The following is an 18,705-nucleotide window of genomic DNA, read 5'->3' on the forward strand; positions in this document are numbered from 1 at the left end:
GCGGGGGCCGCACGGCGGCGGGCCGGTCACCGGGTCACCGGGCCCGGCCGACCACCGGGTCGCGGTGTGCCTGCCAGGGGTCGGGGTGTCCGCGCCAGCGCGCCCGGGTCTGCCGCCAGGCCCGCCAGCCCAGCGTGGGCAGTCCGTCCCGGAACGGCGCGACCCGGGTGCCGGTACCGGCCAGCCAGGCGTCCAGGCGGGCCGCGCCGGTGTCCGCGCGCACCAGCAGTCGGGAGATCCGCCAGGGGTCGTCCTCGCGCGAGCTGTGCGCGTCGCGCACGGCCATCGCGGTGCGAAAGCCCGCGTGCCGGACCGCCTCGCGCACGGCGGCGTTGTTGTAGCCGAACGGGTAGGCGAACGAGGTGACCGGGCGTTCGAGTTCGGCTTCGAGCCGCTCCCGCGAGTCGGTGATCTCGCGGTGCATCAGCTCGATCGGCAGGGTGTCGAGCTCGCGGTGTGTGCAGCCGTGCGCGCCGATGGTCAGGCCCGGCGCGTCGGCGATCCGGCGCAGGCCGTCCCAGGTGAGCATCGCGGCGGGCGGCAGCGGTGGCCGCAGGGTGGGCCACAGCGCGTCGGTGGTGACGTAGAGCGTCGCGGGCAGGTTCCGCTCGACCAGTTGCGGCAGCGCGTACCGGGCGAAGTCGGCGTATCCGTCGTCGAAGGTGATCAGCACGCTGTGTCGGGGCAGGTCGCGCCCGCCGTGCAGGGCCTCGGTGAAGCGGTCCAGGCCCACCGGGACCCGGCCGCTGGCCAGCACCCGGTCGAGTTGCCGGCCGAACTCGCCCGGGCCGATCGTGAACGGCGCGATCCACGGCGGCGGATCGTCGCGTACGCAGTGGTAGAGCAGCACCGGAACCGCGGTCTCGGATCTCATCGGAATTCCCTTCGGGACGCCTGCGTGTGCGCGACGGTGCGGATCAGCGCCGCGGTGGTGGTCAGGCCCGCGAGCGTGCCGAGCACGCGGGGAGCGGAGAAGGCACCGGCGAGCAGGTACGCCTCGGCGGTCAACGCGCCCAGCGCGGCGCTGCCGGCGACCGAGGTCACCGCCGTGGCGAGCGCGGTCGTACCGTCGCCGGCCACCGCGTAGCCGGGTCCGAGCGCGAGGAACGCGACCACCACGAGCACCCGCAGCGGGTGTTCGGCGGGCAGTTCGAGCGCCCCGAACGCGAGCCAGCCGGCCGCGGCGGGCAGCACCGCGCGGATCGGGCGGGTCACCGGGCGGAGCCGCTTCGGGCCGGGGCGCTTCGGGCCGGGGCGGCGGGCTGCGGCACGGTTCGCTGCGGCGCGGCCTGCGGTGGCACGGCTTGTGGCGGCGCTGCCTGCGGTGGCACGGCTTGTGGCGGCGCGGCTTGCGGTGGCATGGCTTGTGGCGGCGCTGCCTGCGGTGACGCGGCCCGCCGTGGCGTTGCCCTCGGGTCGATCCGGTAGATCACCGCGTCCCGGTCGCGCAGGAGCACCGTGAAGCGCGGCGCGGTGGCGAGCGTGTGGTCCATCCGGTTCAGCGCGCCGGCCGGCAGCAGGCCGGTCTGGTCGCACACGGCCCGTTGCCCGGCGGTCAGGAACAGGTACGCGGTGCTGCCCGGGTACTCGTCGGCCAGCGCGGTCAACCCGGCGACCGGATCGCGCACGACGCCCTCGCGCAGGGCCGGGGTCTCCATCGCGAACCAACGGTGCTGCTGCTTCTCGTAGTCGGCGTAGGCGCCGGGGAAGTTGTTGGTCGCCGCGACGATCAGGTCGCCGGGCGCGGACACCGACGCCAGCCACCGCCGGGCCGCGATCTCGCCGTCGACGAAGTGGTTCTGCCGCTCCTTGCCGTAGTAGCCGAAGACGAATCCGGTGAGCAGCAGCGCGAACACCACCGGCAGCAGGATCGCGCGCGGACGCGGCCGGCCCCGGTCGCCGAACAGCGGTGCCGCCCACGAGGCGATCAGGAACGCGACCGCCGGCAGCGCGAACAGGTAGACCCGGAAGATGATCTCGCCGCCGTACGCTCCGGCCGCCAGCAGCGGCAGTGGCGCGATCGCCAGCAGCGTGGCGGGCGAACGGCGCAGCCGTGGGCAGCGGATCAGCGCGGCGGCGGCGAGCAGCACGACCCCGGCGGTCAGTGCGCGGTCCACCCTGGCGACCAGCACCTGTCCCGGTTCGGCGGTGCCCAGATTCACCATCCCGGCGTGCGCGTTGGCCTGGAAGTCGCCGAACTGGGCCCAGGAGGAGCCGAATTGCTCGAAGAGGAAGGGCCGGGCGATGGTCAGGTCCCAGCCGAGCACGGCGACCGCGGTGAAGCCGAGCAGCGGCAACGCGATCTGGCGGTGCGCGCGCGAGCAGGCCAGCGCGCCGGCCGCGACCGCCAGCATCAGCGGGGTGAGTTGATGTGCCGTCACCACCGCGAGTACCAGCGGCGCACACAGTCCGAAGGTGGCGAGCGGGCGCCGATCGCGGTCCAGGGCCAGCGCCAGAATCGTCACGTAGAGCACGAACGCGAAGGTCTGCGGCGCGAAGTAGTCCTGACCGACCCACGCGGTGCAGAAGTAGATCCACACCGCCGCCCACACGATCCGCCGATTGCGGGTGAACGTGCGGTACAGCAGGACCAACGGGCCGATCAGCAGCAGGTCGAAGGCGAGCGGCGACCACGCGGCGATGGTCAGCGCGTCAGGCGCGCCGATCGCCTCGACCGCCGCGGCGGCCTCGGCGAAGAAGCCCGGCCACTGGTGGTACGGCGCCAACTCGCCCGCGTTCGGCAGGGTTTCACCGGTGCGCAGGAACTGGTCGACCACCTCGACGTGCTTCCAGGCCCACGCGTAGCGCAGGTGCTCGTAGAGCACGGCGGGCGTCGCGTGCAGCATGGTCACCAGGGCGCAGGTGTACAGCGCGTACCGCGGTGCCCGGGCGGCCCGGTCGAGCAGCGTCGCCGCGAAGCCGGCCGTGAGCAGGGCAAGCGCGCACCAGTACAGCGTCGGCAGCACGTCCAGCAGGCCCAGGCCGCCCATCCGGTCCACCGCGACCGGCATCCGCACCGCGAGCACCCACAGCAGTGCCGCGATCGGCAGCGCGAGCAGGCCGAACGCGCGAAGGGCGAGCGCCGGCACGGTGGGCCGCGGGTCCTGGCCCAGCCCGCGCAGCCGCCCGGTCGCGTAGCCGAGCGCGGTGGTGAGCACGCCCAGGACCACGGCCGGGATGGTGGCCTTGGGCGGTGCGGCGTCCGGCGCGAACGGGCGGACCAGGGCCCGCGGGATGGTCGAGGCCAGGTAGGAGCGCTCGGACGCGAGCGCGGTGCCGGTGCCGGTGTGTCGGCTGACCGCCGCCTTGGACAGCCCCTCGGCCCAGCAACGCGCCCGGAAATAGCGCCACGTGGTGCGTGCGGCGGGAACGCGGTGGCGGACCACGGCGGCCGGTTCGTAGCCGATCCTGCCGCCGCGGTGCCGGGCCGCGGCGCGGATGCACAGCTCGGTCTCCTCGCAGCCCAGCGGGCGCGTGCCGACCCGGCCCAGGTCGGTGCGGAACCCGCCGATGTCGAGCAGGACGCCGCGCCGGAAGGACATGTTGGCGCCGATCAGGTTGCGCACCGGCGCGGCGTGTTCGGGCATGCCCCGGTAGGTGCAGCCGACCACCCAGTCGAACTCGGCCGGGAACCAGGCCGGGCGTCCGGTGTCCCAGCTCGGTCGGATCCGGCCGCCGACACCGAGCACGTTCGGGTCGGCGTAGCCGTCGAGCAGGCGCATGGTCCAGTCGGGTTCGGCCGCCGCGTCGTCGTCGAGGAAGGCCACGATGTCGCCGTGCGCGCCCTCGACGCCGGTGTTGCGGGCCCCGGAGAGGCCGCGCCGGCCCCGGTTGCGCAGCACGGTGACGTCGGGGAACTCGCGGGCCGCGCGGCAGGCGAGTTCGTGGCAGTGGTCGGCGACCAGGATCGTCTCGGCGGGTGGCTCGTCCTGGGCCCGGATCGAGGCGAGCGCCGCGGTCAGATCGTCCCAGCGGTCCATCGTGTAGGCGCAGACGATCACCGTCAGGGTGGGCCTGGGGGGTGTGCGGTCCGCCGGCGGAACACAGTGGCGGGCGCCGGCCGCCCGGGCCCGGCGTACGGCCGCCTCCTCGGCCCGGATGGCGACCCAGGCCAGGCGCCTGGTGCGCGGTGGGGTCTCCGTCATGCGGGCCTCCCGGGGGTGGTGGGCAGCCAGACCCGGCGGGCGGCCAGCAGGGCGAGCGCGGTCGCGGTCTGCGCGGCCAGCCATGCGACGCCGGCGCCGAGTACGCCCAGGACGGGCAACAGGACCACGGTCAGGGTCAGTACGGCCGTCGCGAGGCCGGCCTGGATGGCGACCACCACGCGCATCCGGCCGAGCACGCGGCAGGCGCTGATCGCGGTGGACACCACCAGGTGCGGGAGCGCGGACAGAGCGAGCAGTTGCAGGAGCGTGGAGCCGTTTCGGGCGTAGCCCGGGCCGAACACGCGCAGCACGAGCGGCGCCCCGACAACGAGAGCAGTGATCGCAAGCGCGAGCAGCGCTCCGGTATGTCGAAGCACCCGCCGACAACCGGCGGCCGGGCCGGCACTGTCGCCGGCCGCCTCGACCAACAGGGACGCGCCCATGTTGAGACTGATCAGGTAGAGCGTGTTGGCGACCACCCACGAGAGCGAGAAGTAGGCACTCTCCCGGGCGCCGGCGTGCTCCAGCACGATGATCGGCGGCAACGTGGTCGCGGCCGACCAGCACAACGTACCGAGGTAGTCGGACCCGGCGTAGCGCACGATCGAACGCCCGGGCGGCACCCTGCCGGCCGGTCCCGCTCCCGGGTTCGCGCCCCGGTCCGGGTCCGCGCCCGCTTCGCCGAACCCGGCTCCCGCCTCCGCCGCCCCCGCCCCCGCCGGCTCGCGTCGGCGGGTCGGCAGCAGTCGCGCGAACAGCCAACCGTCCACCACGACCAGGGTGGTCACCAGTGCGAGCGTCCAGGACATCAGGATCCCGAGGGTGGGCAGCAGGCCGGCCAACGCGGCGACGAATGCGATCTTGGCGATGGCGAAGCCGCTGTTCTTGCCCACCACCAGGCCCGGTCGGCGCAGTCCGGTGAGCGCGCCGTCCTGGAGCGCGAACAGCGCGTACGCCACGGTGGTCGCCGCGAAGCAGCAGCCCGCCGCCGGTTCGCGCAGGAAGCCCAGGCCGGGCGCGCACACCGGGATCAGCGCGAGGAAGCTCGACACGGCCACCAGCGTGGCGCCGAACGCGGCGGCGTAGGCGGCCCGGATCAGCGCGCGCCGGTCCCGGTCCGCCTGCGGCAGGAAGCGCACGAGTACGTTGCCCAGCCCGAGTTGGCCGAGCCCCGACAGCAACATCAGCGCGGACACGGCGGCGTAGCTGCGGCCCACCGTCGCGTCCCCGTACCACCGGGTGGCCAGCGCCCAGTAACCCGCCCCGAACGCCGAGGTGACCAGCGAACCGACGGTCAGCACATGGCCGTTGCGCAGCAGCGGGTCCACCCCGGGGCGGATGCGGATCGGCCGACGGAGCTGGGCCTGCGTCACCGGGCTCGCTCCGGGTGTTCCCACGGTGGACGCACGCCGTGCACACGAACGCGGGCGTGCAGGTAGGCGAGCGGACCGGCGGCGAGCGCGCGGCGCTCCAGCCCGGCCAGGCGGGCGGGCCAGGGGGCTTCGGGGCGGCCGGGCGTGCGGGTGCGGGTCAGCGCGTACCGGAGGCCGCCGGGCACCCGGCGGGCGAGTGCGCCGAAGGTACGGGGTTCGCGCAGTACGGCGGCGGTCAGATAGGCGCCCAGGCCGGTGCCGTACCCGCGCACCTGGTGCACCACCGCGGCGGGATCGGCCCGGTGCCGGTGCCAGATCAGCGCGCCGGGTTCGTAGCCGATCCGGTGGCCGCGCACGATGGTGCGGAAGAACGCGAGCAGGTCGTCGCCGCCGCGCGCGGGCGTGCCGACCCCGGTCGCCGGGTCGAAGCCGCCCATCGCGCGCAGCGTGTCGGCCCGAAAGGCCATGTTGGCACCGGAACCGAAGCGTCCGGCGGTGAACGGGAACAGCGGATCCGCCGGCGGCGCCTGGGCGTCGTACAGCACCGGTTCGAATCCCTTGGCGTAGCCCGCGTGGTGGTGCAGCATCAGTTGCGCGGGGGTGCGCAGTTCGGCGGGCAGGATCAGCCCGGTCACGCACGCGGGCCGACCGGCTCGGGTGAAACCGGCGACCAGGCCGGCGACCCAGCCGGGGTCGGCCAGCACGTCGTCGTCGGTGAACGCCAGCAGTTCGCCGGTCGCGGCGGCGATGCCGCGGTTGTGCGCGAGCGCCAAGCCGACACGCGGTTCGCGGACGTAGCGCACCAGGCCCGCGCAACCGCCTCGGACCACGCTCGCGGTGCGGTCGGTGGTGGGCGCGTTGTCCACCACGATCAGTTCGAGGTCGGGATAGGTCTGCCACAGCAGGGTGCGCAGGCACGCGGCGAGCAGTTCGGGCCGCTCCCGGGTCGCCACGATCACGCTGACGCGCGGTGTCTCACGGCGCCCCGGCGGTTCGGGGGCGTGGTCGGGTCCGGCGGGCGCGCCGAATCGGGCGCGGGCCGCGGCGATCAGGCGGTCCGGGTCCGCGCCGGGCACGTCGACCCCGGACAGGGACGGGTCGGCCCCGTCCGGATCGGCCCCGGGCGGATCGAGTTCCAGCAGGCCCACGGGTGTGCCGTTGTGCCGGACCAGCGCGAGCACGGCGCCGGCGGGGCAGTCGGCCGGCCGGCCGTCGGGAGTGCTCAGGCGCGGCGCGGCGCCGGCGGTCAGGTCGAGCACCCGCACGTGTACGAGATCGTTCGGGTCGGCGGGCCGTTGTCCGCGGTCGGCGGCCGAGCGGCTCGGCGCGGCCGGGCGCGGGATGAACACGGGGGTCGGCGCGGCGGCCGGCTCCGGGTCGGACGTCGGATCGTTCCGCTCCGCCGGGCGCTGCCTCGGGATCAGCGGCAGCGGATCGGGGTCGGGCCTGCCGGGCTCCGGTTCGGGTCGCGGGGTCAAGCGTCCTCCCTCGGACGGACCGCACGCGCGCCGGCGTGCTCACGCAGCACGGTGCGCAGCACGCGTTGCCCGTCGCGCAGTGCGTTGAGGTTGGATCGGCCGCTGCGGCGCGGAAGTTCGAGGCTGGGCACCTCGGCGATGCGCAGCCCGGCGCGAAGCGCGCGGACGATCATCTCGGCCTCGATCTCGAAGCCGGTCGAGCGCAGGTCGAGGTGCTCCAGGAAGCACCGCCGGAACGCGCAGAAGCCGTAGCACAGATCGGTCAGTCGGTAGCTGTAGAGCCGGCTCACCAGCGCCATCAGCGCGTGGTTGCCCAGGCTGCGCAGCGTGGTCAGGTCGAGCGAACCTCCGCCGCCGACGAACCGGGAGCCCTTGACGAAGTCGTAGCCGTTGGTCAGGAAGTGCACGTAGTGCGGGATCTCCTGCGGCGACATGCTGCCGTCGGCGTCGATGGTGACGATGATGTCGCCGGTCGCGTGCCGGAATCCGGTCCGCAGCGCGCTGCCCTTGCCGGGGCCGGACTGCGGGATGACCCGGGCCGCGGGCAGATAGCGGCGGGTGATCAGCGAGGTGGCGTCGGTGGAGTCCCCATCGATGAGCAGGACCTCGTCGACGCCTTCGGGTATCTGCTGGAGCACCCAGGGCAGGTTGCGCGCCTCGTTGCGGGCCGGCACGACCAGGGTGACCCGGTCGCGCGGCACCGGGTCCGGTACCGACTGCCCGGCGCGCAGCGGTGTGCCGCCGGGCAGTTCGGCGATCCGGGGCAACGGACGTGTCGCGTGTGCCGTGTGCGTCGTGTCGTGCATGACCGGCCCCCTCCCGTCTGCCGCGCGCCCCGGGGGGACACACGGCATCGGGCCGGCGAAACCGGCCCGAGATCGGTGACGCCGGGTGCCGATGGCACGACACCCGGTCATCGCTGATCGTGGTTGGGTGGCGAAAGCAGGGTCAATCGGACCGAAGATGCTTTGCCAAGACGTTACGGTTGGGCGTTTTTACCGTCGAATGCCAGTTCGGCTATTTTTTGCGCTTATCAGGGCCTTGCCCCCTCGCGGTTCGGCAACTTTTCACGCCCGTCGGGGTGTTGCCGGACGCGACGCCGGGCGTCCGACGCACCCGAACGGCGAGGGTCGATCAGCACGAACAGTCGCACGAGCAACATTCACCGCATTCACAGCAGTTGCCGCAGCACTCACAACCGTCGCAGCAGTCCCCGCAGTCGCACTTGTGGCAACAGCCCTGGCGCTCCCGGCCGGTGCACGGATCCTCGAACGTCTCCCGGCAGCACCACTGGCACGTGCAGCACAGCCCGGCCCAGATCGCGCACGCGACGAACACGTTGTGGCCGCCGGGCGGCGGAGGCGGCGGAGTCGGGCCACCGGGCGGACCCCACGGGCTGTTCGGGTCGTACGGGCTGCCCGGCGGCTCCTGGTTCGGCGGTTGCGGGTAGGGCGGTTGCCGGTTCGGCCACGAGCCCTCGGGCCGGGCGGCCAGGCGTCGTTCGGGCCGCTCGCCGTGCTTGGCGCAGCCGTTGCCGTGCTTGCCGCCGACCGAACACGACGGCGACTCGACCGGGAAACCCGCGTGCCGGAAGGACCGGTCGATCGCCTCGTCGACCTCGTGGACGAGCAGCCGGTGGGCGAGCACGCCGTCGACGAAGTCGACCTCGGCCAGCGCGAGCCTGATCCCGGTCGCCGCGTCGCGGCACAACCGGTGCGCCTCGTCCGGCCCGGTACCGGTGGCGAGCAGCGGGTTCCAGGCCCCGGCCGCGCGGTCGGCGTGGATGTCCTCGACCGCGTCGAGCAGGTGCGCGAGCCGACCGAACAACCGGCCCGCCTCGGCCAACGACTCGACGTTGTCCGGCCGTTCGGCCAGCAGCGCGGTGTGCGCGAACGCGGCGGCGGTCGCCGTCTCGGTGGGCTCGGTCACGGTCAGCACGGACACGCCCGGCCCGGCCGACGCCTCGACCTCGACCTGCCGATCCACCGCCTCGACCATCACGGCCGTGTCGAAGCCCACGTCCGACGCGGCGTCCGCGCCCTGGCGGGCCCAGCGCTCGGCGACCCGGCGCGCGCCGCCCGCCACCGCGCGGCGCTTGTACACCCCGTCGCCGTCGTCGATGTGGTCGCGCATCTTCGCCGACGCGAGCACCAGCGACACCGCGCCGGCCAATCGCGCGCCCTCGCCCATCGCGACCTCGGCCCGGCGCATCGCGCGCAGCGGGCACGGGCCGGCCTTGCGCCGGCCCTCCGCCGCGGGTCGCGCGGACTGCCCCTCGACCAGGACCGAGATGATCAACCCGTCGTAGTTGGTGGCGATCCGCGCCGCCTGTCCGTGGTCGTCCCGCAACGCGAGACACATCCCGCACAGGTGGGCCATCCACTCGCTCTGCAACTTCTCGGTCAGCCGGTGCCGGCACGGCCGGATGATCCCGAACAACCCCTCGCCCCATTTCCCTGCGCCGTTCCGCCCCCACAGGCGAGTCAGCCTACTGATCACCCGTCAGCCCCGTTCGGGTTCCGGGCCCGGGGTGGGGCCGGCCGGGCAACCCGCGGCCCCTTAGGATCCGCCGCGTGACTGCATCGATACTGGTCGTCTGTAGCGGGAACATCTGTCGCTCCCCCGTGGTCGAGGCGATGCTGCGGCACCGACTGACCGGCTCGGCGCTGCCGGCCGAGGTGTCCTCGGCGGGCACCATCGACTGGAACGCCCGGCCGATGGCGGACAACAGCGTGCTGGTGCTGGTCGAGTACGGGATCGACCCGGGCGCGCACCGCAGCCGCAAGCTCACCGTCGACCTGCTGCGTACCGCCGACGTGGTGATCGGCATGACGCGCGAACACCAGTGGGCCGTCGAGGCGCTCGCCGCCGACGCCCTGCCGCGCACCTTCCTGCTCGGCGAACTGGTGCGGTTGGGCGAGAAGTTCGGCCCACGCGGCGAACTGCCGCTCGCCGACTGGGTGGCCCGGGTGGACGACCTGCGACCGGCGAACCGAATGGCCCGACCCGCCGACGAACTCGACGACCCGATGGGCGAGCCGATCGAGTCGTTCCGGGTGATGGGCACCCGGGCCGACGACCTCACCGCGCGGCTGGCGGGGCTGCTCACGCGCTGATCCGCACGCCGTCCACCCTCCAAGATCGGCGGTCCGGGTCGAGGGCGGCATCACCGGCGGCCGGTCGGCCGGGTCGATCGTGAAGTCGTTCCTGGGTGCGACGGGCCGAGCGGCGGTAGTCCATCATGGGCAGCGTGACCGAACACGATCTTGCCGACGAGGGCCCTGGCCGGGCCGAGACCTTCCTCGACCTGCTGCGCCTGGAGCAGATCGAGGAGAACATCTTCCGGGGCTGGTGCCACGCCGGCGCGCCGCTGCGCGCCTTCGGCGGCCAGGTCGCCGCGCAGGCCCTGGTGGCGGCGGGCCGCACGGTGGTCCCGGACCGACACGTGCACTCGTTGCACAGCTACTTCCTGCGGCCCGGCAGCACCACCGCGCCGATCGTGTACCAGGTCGACCGGGTCCGGGACGGGCGCTCGTTCGCGACCCGGCGGGTGACCGGCGTACAGCACGGCGCGGCGATCTTCACCCTTTCGGCGTCCTTCAAGGTCGCCGAGGAGACCCCGGAGCACCGCCGCGCGATGCCGGACGTGCCGCTCCCGGAGGACCTGCCGGACCCGTACGAGAAGTTGTCCGCCGAGGAGCGCGCGCACTACGAGGAGTCGCAGACCCGGCTGCTGATGGACCTGCGCTTCGTCCCACAGGACAAGTCGCCGGGCACCCACATCGTCGACGGCATCCCGCACCAGCGGGTGTGGATGCGCGCCGCCAAGCAGTTGCCGGACGACCCGCTGCTGCACGTGTGCGGGCTGACCTACATGTCCGACCTGACCCTGGCCGGCACCGCGGCCCGGCCGTACATCACGAATCCGGCCAAGCTCCAGATGGCCTCGCTGGACCACGCGGTGTGGTTCCTGCGCCCGTTCCGCGCCGACGAGTGGCTGCTGTTCGCCCAGGCCTCGCCGTCCGCCCAGGACGCGCGCGGGCTGGCCATGGGCGAGTTCTACAACCACGACGGCGTACTGGTGGCCTCGGTCGTCCAGGAAGCGGTGATCCGCCAGCGGTAGCGGCGCGGGTCGGTCACGGCGGCGTGGGTCTTCCGGCCGGGCCGCGGTGCGGCCGGGTGAGCGCGTCCACACCGAGCCGCGCGCCCGCGCGGACCCCGCCGGCCCGGCCGAGCTCGCGCAGTGCGTACAGCAGCACCGCGATGTCGTCGATCAGGATCGGGTCGGGCAGCAGGTCCACCGGGCTGATCGCGTAGATCAGCGCGCCGAGGAACAGCGCCCGGTCGCGCGTGGTCGCGTCCGGCCCCCGCACCAGCCGCCAGGTCCGCAGCAGCCTGCGGACCAGCACGACCACGATCACGAGCGTCACGACGAAGACGACCGCCGCGACGCCGAGCACGATCCACACCCAGGTGTCCACGTGGGTCGTGTGCCCCGTCAGGCGCCGCCCACCCAGACCGTCTTCGCGTTGCAGAACTCGCGGATTCCCTCCCGGGCGAGTTCGCGCCCGTACCCGCTGGTCTTGATCCCGCCGAAGGGCAGCTCGGGGTAGGACGTGACCATGCCGTTCACGAACACCGCACCGGCCGCCAACTCGGCCGCGCAGCGCTCCTGTTCGGCCTCGTCCTCGGTCCAGGCGTTGGCACCGAGGCCGAACGGGGTCGCGTTGGCGAGGTCGATCGCCTCGTCCAGGTCGGCGACCCGGTACAGCCCGGCGACCGGGCCGAACACCTCCTCGCGGTACATCCGCATCTTCGGGGTGAGCTCGGCGACCACGGTCGGCGGGTAGTACCAGCCGGGACCGGCGGGCCGCTCGCCGCCGCACAACACCCGGGCCCCCTTGGCCTTGGCGTCCTCGACCTGGGCGCTGACATCGCGTACGCCCTGCTCCTGGGCCAGCGGGCCCACGTCGGTGCCCTCGGCGGTCGGGTCGCCGACCCGCAGCGCGGCCATGTTCGCGGTGAAGGCCTCGGCGAACGCCTCGTACACGTCGGTGTGCACGATGAACCGTTTGGCGGCGATGCAGCTCTGCCCGTTGTTCTGGGTGCGCGCCTTGGTGGCGGTCTTCGCGGCGGCCTCGATGTCGGCGGAGGGCAGCACCAGGAACGGGTCCGAGCCGCCCAGTTCGAGCACCGTCTTCTTCAGCTCGCGCCCGGCGATCGCCGCGATCGAGCGCCCGGCGCCCTCGCTGCCGGTCAGCGTCGCGGCCACCACGCGCGGATCGCACAACACCCGCTCGACCAGCTTGGACCCGATCAGCAGGGTCTGGAAGGCGCCCTCGGGAAAGCCGGCCCGGGTGAACAGCTCGCCCAGGTACAGCGCGGTCCGCGGCACGTTGGACGCGTGCTTGAGCAGGCCGGTGTTGCCCGCCATCAGCGCGGGCGCGGCGAAGCGCATGGCCTGCCAGAGCGGGAAGTTCCACGGCATCACGGCCAGCACCGGACCGAGCGGCTCGTAGCGTACGTACGCCCGCCGCGCCCCGACCGCGCCGGCGTCGGCCGGCTCGTCGGCCAGGAACCCCGCCGCCCGCTCGGCGTAGAACCGACACAACCGGGCGCACTTGGCCACCTCGGCCTCGGCGGCGGCGAGCGTCTTGCCCATCTCCGCCGTCATCACCGCCGCGACGTCGAGCTTCTCCGCGTCGAGCAGGTCCGCGGCCCGACGCATGGCCGCGGCGCGCACGTCGTACGGGTCCCGCCGGTGCGCCCGGAACACCTCGTCGGACCGCGCCAAGCGCGCCTCGATCTCGCCTTCGCCCAGTTCGGCGAACTCCTCGAGCGTCTCCCCGGTCGCCGGATTGACGGACGCGATGGCCATGAGAGCCTCCAGATACGGCGGATGCGAAAGGCGAGGGCGGCGACGCCGAACCCGATCGGCGCGCCCCCGCTCGACCCGTTACCCACACCGCACCGGCTGACACAACACCCCGATCGGCCCGGTGCGCCGACCGCCTGTCACCGCGGCCTGGCAGCATGCCCGCCATGAACGAACAAGCCATCCCGGTCCTGCGCGTGGCCGACGCGGCCGAGTCCGTCGCCTGGTACGCCCGGCTGGGCTTCGTCCGGGAGTGGGAGCACCGCTTCGAACCCGATCTCCCCGCCTTCGTCGAGATCGCCAGGGGCGATGTGCGCCTGTTCCTCAGCGAGCACACCGGCGACGCGACGCCGGACACGCTGGTCTACCTTCGGGTCGCCGACATCGACGAGGTGGCCCGGGAATTCGGTGTCCCGGTCGAGGAGGCGCCGTGGGCCCGGGAGGTTCACCTGAGCGACCCGGACGGCAATCGGCTGCGGTTGGGCACGCCGAGGCAGGAGTGAGCCCGGGACCTCGGATCGGCCGGGCGGTGGCTTCACTCCATGCCGACCTTCAAGGTGATCCGACCGCCGGCGACGTGTTCGGCGAGCGCACCGAGATGCCCGAGTTGACGTTCGTCGACCCGGAGCCAGGTCAGGTCCGGAAGGTCGGCGAGGGGACTCAGGTCGGTCACGGGCGCGCCGCAGATGCCGACCGTGCGCAGGCGCGACAGACCCGCCAGCGGGGCCAGGTCCGTCACGGGCGATCGATCCACGTACAGACAGTCCAGGACGGGCAACCCGCGCAACGGAGCCAGGTCCGCAACCCGGGTGTGGATGATGCCGAGCGTTTCCAGCCTCGGGTACTTCGTCAGGCTCGACAGATCCGCGATCGCCGTGTCGTGCAGATACAGGTCCCGCAGATTCGGGACGTCCGGCAGTAGCTCGGCGTCGTCCAGCGGCTCGCGGTTGAAGTGAAGGCCGGTGATCCAGGGAAACCGTGCCAACATCGTTCGATCGGAGAGTTGCCCGCACCCGAGGGACAACGAGACGACGTGGGGCACTTCCACCAGCGGACCCAGATCCGTGATCCGGGTGTCCACGATGGAGAGCGAGACGAGGTTCGGGAGCGCGGCGAGAGCTCGTGCGGGGATTTCCGACGTCTCGGCGGGCAGTTGAAGGGTGCGCACGTCGGTGCGGCCGGCCAGGAGCGCCAGAGTCGCCGGATCCGGAATCCGCAGATGCAGGTCCGCGAATCCCACGTGCTTCAACACCGCTTCGTAGTATTGCTCCCGATCCGTCACCGCGCTCCAGGCCGTGACCAGGTCCAACCGGATCGCGAACCATTCCCGGTCCCGAAAGCGAGCCAGCAGCGGAATCACGACGTCGCCGCCGATCTCCGAGGCGGTGTGCAGGATCCTTCGCGTGTCCTGGTCGCAGACGTGTTCGTTCCGGGTCAGGTCGACGAGCAGATCGACCACGAACTCGCCCGCGGCGGCCAGGTTCCGGGCCGCGTCCCAATCCCTGGGCGGCAGCAGGTCCGCCGTCGCCTCGCGGAACCGGTCCGCCCGCTCCGGATCCACCATCGCCGCCGTCGACACACACGCGGCGCCCAGCAACCACAGCCGATCACGGTGCACCGGGTCCGCCTGCGCCCGCGCGATCAGGCCGTCGAGCAACTCCCGCTGCCGGGACGGGTCGTCCTGGGTTCGGCCGACCGCCATGATCAACACGTCGTGGTAGAGCGGATCGTGCGCGTGGTTGATCAGGTGGTCCAGGTGCTCGGCACGGACGATCTCCAGTGCCGCCAGGTAGTCCTGGAAGCTCGCGTGGCCGAACTCGAAGACGCCGGACTCGGGTTCCTGGAGCAGCCCGCTCCGGGCGACCAGACTCTCCAGCACCTCCTCGGCCGTGTACGGCGGCTCGACGGTCTGCCGGAACCGGGTCAGTACGTCGGCCACACACGCCGTCGCGACCCGTCGGGTGATCGATCGGCGGCCGTTGAGCGTCATCCACATCGCCAGGGCGGCCAGCACCTTCTCCGCCTGGGTCGGCTGGAGCCGGACTCGACTCGTGGTGATCCGCCGGGCGCGTTCGCGACCGCCCAGCAGCATCGCCATGGCCGAGCGGTACAACTCGGTGCGGCCCTCGGGGAGGGCTTGGTCCGCGTACCGGTGCAGCGCGCACATCAGCGCGCACAGCAGGGGGTTCGTGCCGAGCCGGGTCAGGTCCCGGCGGCTGTCCAGGGTGCGCTTGAGCCGCTCGGCGCACTCGGCCAGTTCGTCGGGGTCACCGCACTGGGCCCGGTGCCAGCGGTCCACGAACAGCGCGACCTGCGCGCTCGACATGGCCTGGAGCTCCCCCGCGACGAAGCCCGCCCGGCGCAGCCGCCGGTGCCGCCGCTCGGACAACACCCTGGGCCGCGAGGTCACCACGTAGGCCGCGTCGGGGTAGTCCACGCACAACTGTTCCAGCCAGTCCAGCGCGTCCGCCCGGTGTCCCTCCGGCAGTTCGTCCACCCCGTCGACGAAGACCACCGCCCGCCCGTCGCGCATCCGGCGCGCCGCCCAGCCCGCGGGCTGCTCGCTGCCGAGCGTGGAGCCGGAGGCGGCGACGAAGTCGGCCGGTGCGGGCAACACCAGTCGATCCTCCGTGACCATGGTGCGCAGCTTCAACAGGAACGGCACCCGGCCGGTCCAGGACGCCAGTCTGGCCGGCAGGTCCCCCGAGGCCACGTGTACGGCGAGCCGGCGCAGCAGCGTGCTCTTGCCGGATCCCGCCGGGCCCTCGAGCACCATCCGGTCGCTGCGCGCGAGGGCGTCCTCCAACAGGCTGCGGGCGGTGTCCGCCTGCGCGCCGTCGTCGTCCCACCGCCGCCGGGGCTCGCGCCGGGTCTGCACGACCAGGCTCACATAGGCCGTGGTCAGCTCGTACGTGCTGTCCTGGGGGTCGAGTTCGGTGACCCCGAACAGCCGGGCCTGATCCAGCCTGACCCGCAGACCCGCGCGGTAGCGCCGGTCGAACGTGTCGTCGACGTCCTCCTCCGCCGGCACCCGGCGCAGCAACTCCGCCTGGCCGACCGCCTGTTCCATCACGGTGCGGGCCAGGAACTCCGGCTGTTTGGTGAAGAAGTCCACGATGTGCGTACAACACTCGCCCAGGAGTGCGTCGAACAGCGGCGTCCCGGACTGCGCCGACCCCCGCGCGCGGGCGGCCAACCGCGACCGCAGCACGGTCGAGTCCAGGCCCGCGGCCTGTACGTCGTCCATGGTGACCGCGTCGCCGAGCGTGGCCACCACCGCCGCGACGATCAGTTCGCCGTCGGCCGGTTCCAGTCGGGCGAAGTCCCGTTCCACGTCGGTCAGTCGCCGGGTCAGGGTGCGCGTCAGTCGTTCCACGTCGGCGACGCCGACCTCGCGGCGTACCCGGCGGCGCGCGACGCGCCCACCCATCCGGACCGGCGCTTCGACCAGTCGCGCGCCCGGGGGCACCGAGGTCAGTCGCCGCAGCGTGCTCGTGATCGCCGTCGCCAACAGGCGTCCCTGTACCGGATCCACCACTCGTCCCGCCTCCCGAGCCGACCGGAAACCCGAGTATGTCGCGATCGGCGATGATCGCGTGGGGATATCCGATCGGGCCGGCCGAGACGGTGCTCGATCGTGCTCGGACCTCCCCGTCCAACCGGAACGCCGGCGCCGCTCCCGGCCTGCCCGAGCGCCGGATCGGCGGGTCGACGACGCGCCCGTCGCGAAGCCGGAACATCCCGGCGCTCACCCGCCCGTCCGGATGCGCCGCGGCCACCCGGGTCGGCGCCCGGCTCGTTCACGATCGGGGGTCGGCGTCCGGCCGCACTCGTGACCGGTCCCCCGCCAGGACGCCCCTGGCCAGTTCCGCCAGCCCTCGCTTGATCCGCTCCACCGAGATGCCCTGTTCGCGCTGTCGCCGGTACACCTCCGGGGCCAGCGGCGCGAGCAGCGTGTCGGCGAGCGCCTCGGGGTCCGCGCGGTCCGCCGCCAGGATCCGCACATGCGTGTACCAGAAGCCGTACGCGCCGGTCCGGTAGCGCGCACTGCCCGTCTCCGCGCCCAGGAGCAGGTGCACGTGCCGCTCCAGCAGGTCCACCATCGCGGCGTAGAAGGCCGCCAGGCGCTCGGCCGGATCGATCTCGTCCGGGCCCAACGGCGGCGCGCCGCGCAGGATTCGGTGCTGCAGGTCGTGCTCGTGCTCGTCCAGCAGGGCGCGCGCGATGGAGGCCCGGTCGGGATAGCGGCGGTACAGCGTACCGCGGCCGATGCCCGCCGCCTTGGCGATGTCCTCCATGGTGACCTCGGCCGGATCGCCGGCCGCGAACAGTTCCTCGGCCGCGGCCAGGACCCGGGCCCGGTTCCGGGCGGCGTCCGCGCGCTCCCGGGGCCGGGCCGCACCGTCCGCGGCGACCGGAAGGCCCGTGAGCAAGTCGGTGCGTTTCGTCATGATCCCCACCCTAACGACAAGTGGACAGCCTGTCCACTTAGCTGTTACGGTCCTCCCATGAAAGCGGACGACCCGTCCACTTAACCTCGGGAGCCACCATGCCGCACCTCCTCCACCTCGACTCCAGCGCCCGCGCCGACTCCTTCTCCCGGACGCTGGGCGCGGCCTTCGCCGACGCGTGGCGTTCCGCGCAGCCGGACGCCGAGTACACCCACCGCGACCTGACCGCGCGCCCGGTGCCGCCGATCGACCAGGCCTGGACCGAGATCTGCGACACGATGTTGCGCGAGGGCATCACCGAGATCGCCGACTACCCGCGAGCGGTCCGCACCCCCGAGCAGCGCAAGGCGTGGGACGTGGTCGAGCCGCTGCTGGCCGAACTGGTCGCGGCGGACGTCGTACTGATCGGCGCGCCGATGTACAACTTCGGCGTGCCCGCCCAGCTCAAGAGCTGGATCGACCAGGTCACCTTCCCCAAGATGTCGCTGGCGCCGCGCCGATTCGTGGTCGCCTCGGCCCGCGGCGGCTCGTACCTGCCGGGTACCCCCCGGGCGCCGTTCGACCACCAGACGCGCTACCTCGTCGACTTCTTCACCGGGCACTACGCGATCTCGGACGCGATCGTGCTCGGTACCGAACTGACCAACTCGCTCGTGGACCCGACCCTCGCCGAGCGCCGGGACCTGCATCTGTCCTCGCACGCGGACGCGCTCACCCGCGCCGCGGAACTCGGACGCTCACTCGTGGAGGGGTACTGATGGCCTGGTTGATCCTGCTCGGAGCCGGCCTCGTCGAGGTCGTGTGGTCGCAGAGCATCAAGCCCACCGAGGGATTCACCAAGCCGCTGCCGACGGTGATCTGCTTCGTGCTCGGCGCGACGGCCGTCTACCTGTTGTCGGTAGCGATGCGCGACCTGCCGGTGGGTACGGCGTACGCGGCGTTCACCGGAATCGGCACCGTCGGCGCGATCACGCTGGGCATCACCGTTCAGCACGACGCGCTCAGCGCCGGGCGGATCGCGGCGCTCGCGCTGATCGTGGGCGGCCTGGTGCTGGCCCGGCTGACCTCGACCGGGTGAGCCGTGGCCTCGACCGGGTGAGCCGCGACCACGACGGCGAGCCGGCGAAGCGCGACAGTGCCGGCGGGCCGACGACGCCGGACCGGAAAGCGGGTCGACAACCAGGGACAACAAAGGACGAGGAGGACGCAACTTTGGTGACAACGCCGCGCACCTTCGCGGCTATCGAGCACACCCGACCGACCCGAAGGCTGAGGAGGTGTCAGGATCCCCATGCCAAGGAGCCCTCCGCATGTCTCCCGGAAACCGCCGGCGCCCCCCGACCACGACTTCCGCGTCGAGCGGCGCCGGCGCACCCCGCGCGT

16 protein-coding genes are annotated in these 18,705 nt (G+C 73.0%); 5 read left to right on the forward strand and 11 right to left on the reverse strand.

The annotated features are described in order from the left end of the window. Positions 1-34 precede the first annotated feature (34 nt). The 7 genes from ACWCPW_RS01435 to ACWCPW_RS01465 form a co-directional block, all read right to left on the reverse strand. The gene (locus ACWCPW_RS01435) at positions 35-874 is read right to left on the reverse strand and encodes a polysaccharide deacetylase family protein (RefSeq protein ID WP_449759526.1); all 840 of its coding nucleotides are present in this window, start codon (positions 872-874) and stop codon (positions 35-37) included. After that, complete coding sequence (locus ACWCPW_RS01440) at positions 871-1,215, reverse strand: hypothetical protein (RefSeq protein ID WP_449759527.1); 345 nt, start codon at positions 1,213-1,215, stop codon at positions 871-873. The genes ACWCPW_RS01435 and ACWCPW_RS01440 overlap by 4 nt, the downstream gene beginning before the upstream one ends. Then, positions 1,212-4,145: a glycosyltransferase gene (locus ACWCPW_RS01445; protein WP_449759528.1), complete on the reverse strand. Its 2,934-nt coding sequence runs from the start codon at positions 4,143-4,145 to the stop codon at positions 1,212-1,214. The genes ACWCPW_RS01440 and ACWCPW_RS01445 overlap by 4 nt, the downstream gene beginning before the upstream one ends. Continuing rightward, complete coding sequence (locus ACWCPW_RS01450; protein ID WP_449759529.1) at positions 4,142-5,518, reverse strand: hypothetical protein; 1,377 nt, start codon at positions 5,516-5,518, stop codon at positions 4,142-4,144. The genes ACWCPW_RS01445 and ACWCPW_RS01450 overlap by 4 nt, the downstream gene beginning before the upstream one ends. Beyond that, a complete protein-coding gene (locus ACWCPW_RS01455) occupies positions 5,515-6,996 on the reverse strand; it encodes a glycosyltransferase family 2 protein (protein ID WP_449759530.1) in 1,482 nt (493 codons plus the stop codon). The genes ACWCPW_RS01450 and ACWCPW_RS01455 overlap by 4 nt, the downstream gene beginning before the upstream one ends. Continuing rightward, on the reverse strand, positions 6,993-7,802 hold the full coding sequence (locus tag ACWCPW_RS01460) for a glycosyltransferase family 2 protein (protein WP_449759531.1): 810 nt from the start codon (positions 7,800-7,802) through the stop codon (positions 6,993-6,995). The genes ACWCPW_RS01455 and ACWCPW_RS01460 overlap by 4 nt, the downstream gene beginning before the upstream one ends. 328 nt (positions 7,803-8,130) lie before the next feature. After that, positions 8,131-9,435, reverse strand: coding sequence for a DUF5685 family protein (locus ACWCPW_RS01465; protein WP_449759592.1), 1,305 nt, complete (start codon positions 9,433-9,435; stop codon positions 8,131-8,133). Between the two features lie 134 nt (positions 9,436-9,569). Here ACWCPW_RS01465 and ACWCPW_RS01470 point away from each other — a divergent pair, with 134 nt between their 5' ends. Next, a complete protein-coding gene (locus ACWCPW_RS01470) occupies positions 9,570-10,112 on the forward strand; it encodes an arsenate reductase/protein-tyrosine-phosphatase family protein (protein WP_449759532.1) in 543 nt (180 codons plus the stop codon). Between the two features lie 125 nt (positions 10,113-10,237). Next, positions 10,238-11,119, forward strand: a complete 882-nt coding sequence (locus tag ACWCPW_RS01475; protein WP_449759533.1) for an acyl-CoA thioesterase — start codon at positions 10,238-10,240, stop codon at positions 11,117-11,119. Positions 11,120-11,132: 13 nt separating this feature from the next. Here ACWCPW_RS01475 and ACWCPW_RS01480 read toward each other — a convergent pair whose 3' ends face one another. Continuing rightward, positions 11,133-11,477 (reverse strand): YkvA family protein, encoded by a 345-nt coding sequence (locus ACWCPW_RS01480; protein ID WP_449759534.1) that lies wholly within the window; start codon positions 11,475-11,477, stop codon positions 11,133-11,135. A 17-nt stretch (positions 11,478-11,494) separates the two neighbouring features. Then, positions 11,495-12,874, reverse strand: coding sequence for an NADP-dependent succinic semialdehyde dehydrogenase (locus ACWCPW_RS01485; protein ID WP_449759535.1), 1,380 nt, complete (start codon positions 12,872-12,874; stop codon positions 11,495-11,497). Between the two features lie 164 nt (positions 12,875-13,038). Between ACWCPW_RS01485 and ACWCPW_RS01490 the strand changes: the two genes are divergently transcribed. Then, the gene (locus tag ACWCPW_RS01490; RefSeq protein ID WP_449759536.1) at positions 13,039-13,374 is read left to right on the forward strand and encodes a glyoxalase superfamily protein; all 336 of its coding nucleotides are present in this window, start codon (positions 13,039-13,041) and stop codon (positions 13,372-13,374) included. A 32-nt stretch (positions 13,375-13,406) separates the two neighbouring features. Here ACWCPW_RS01490 and ACWCPW_RS01495 read toward each other — a convergent pair whose 3' ends face one another. Together ACWCPW_RS01495 and ACWCPW_RS01500 are read right to left on the reverse strand one after the other, a co-directional pair. Continuing rightward, positions 13,407-16,406 (reverse strand): NACHT domain-containing protein, encoded by a 3,000-nt coding sequence (locus tag ACWCPW_RS01495; protein WP_449759537.1) that lies wholly within the window; start codon positions 16,404-16,406, stop codon positions 13,407-13,409. A gap of 265 nt (positions 16,407-16,671) precedes the next feature. Further along, the gene (locus tag ACWCPW_RS01500; protein ID WP_449759538.1) at positions 16,672-17,322 is read right to left on the reverse strand and encodes a TetR/AcrR family transcriptional regulator; all 651 of its coding nucleotides are present in this window, start codon (positions 17,320-17,322) and stop codon (positions 16,672-16,674) included. Positions 17,323-17,420: 98 nt separating this feature from the next. Here ACWCPW_RS01500 and ACWCPW_RS01505 point away from each other — a divergent pair, with 98 nt between their 5' ends. Together ACWCPW_RS01505 and ACWCPW_RS01510 are read left to right on the forward strand one after the other, a co-directional pair. Further along, on the forward strand, positions 17,421-18,080 hold the full coding sequence (locus ACWCPW_RS01505) for an FMN-dependent NADH-azoreductase (RefSeq protein ID WP_449759539.1): 660 nt from the start codon (positions 17,421-17,423) through the stop codon (positions 18,078-18,080). Beyond that, positions 18,080-18,400, forward strand: a complete 321-nt coding sequence (locus tag ACWCPW_RS01510; RefSeq protein ID WP_406295243.1) for a DMT family transporter — start codon at positions 18,080-18,082, stop codon at positions 18,398-18,400. Before ACWCPW_RS01505 ends, ACWCPW_RS01510 begins: the two co-directional genes overlap by 1 nt. Positions 18,401-18,705: the final 305 nt, after the last annotated feature.

The organism is Embleya sp. NPDC001921 (assembly GCF_053594475.1).

What these genes read in the sequence shown, in the direction of transcription:
- ACWCPW_RS01435 (WP_449759526.1), bottom strand. Translation starts at nt 874, where the DNA reads ATGAGATCCGAGACCGCGGTTCCGGTGCTGCTCTACCACTGCGTACGC.
- ACWCPW_RS01445 (WP_449759528.1), bottom strand. Translation starts at nt 4,145, where the DNA reads ATGACGGAGACCCCACCGCGCACCAGGCGCCTGGCCTGGGTCGCCATC.
- ACWCPW_RS01460 (WP_449759531.1), bottom strand. Translation starts at nt 7,802, where the DNA reads ATGCACGACACGACGCACACGGCACACGCGACACGTCCGTTGCCCCGG.
- ACWCPW_RS01475 (WP_449759533.1), top strand. Translation starts at nt 10,238, where the DNA reads ATGGGCAGCGTGACCGAACACGATCTTGCCGACGAGGGCCCTGGCCGG.
- ACWCPW_RS01485 (WP_449759535.1), bottom strand. Translation starts at nt 12,874, where the DNA reads ATGGCCATCGCGTCCGTCAATCCGGCGACCGGGGAGACGCTCGAGGAG.
- ACWCPW_RS01490 (WP_449759536.1), top strand. Translation starts at nt 13,039, where the DNA reads ATGAACGAACAAGCCATCCCGGTCCTGCGCGTGGCCGACGCGGCCGAG.
- ACWCPW_RS01500 (WP_449759538.1), bottom strand. Translation starts at nt 17,322, where the DNA reads ATGACGAAACGCACCGACTTGCTCACGGGCCTTCCGGTCGCCGCGGAC.
- ACWCPW_RS01505 (WP_449759539.1), top strand. Translation starts at nt 17,421, where the DNA reads ATGCCGCACCTCCTCCACCTCGACTCCAGCGCCCGCGCCGACTCCTTC.
- ACWCPW_RS01510 (WP_406295243.1), top strand. Translation starts at nt 18,080, where the DNA reads ATGGCCTGGTTGATCCTGCTCGGAGCCGGCCTCGTCGAGGTCGTGTGG.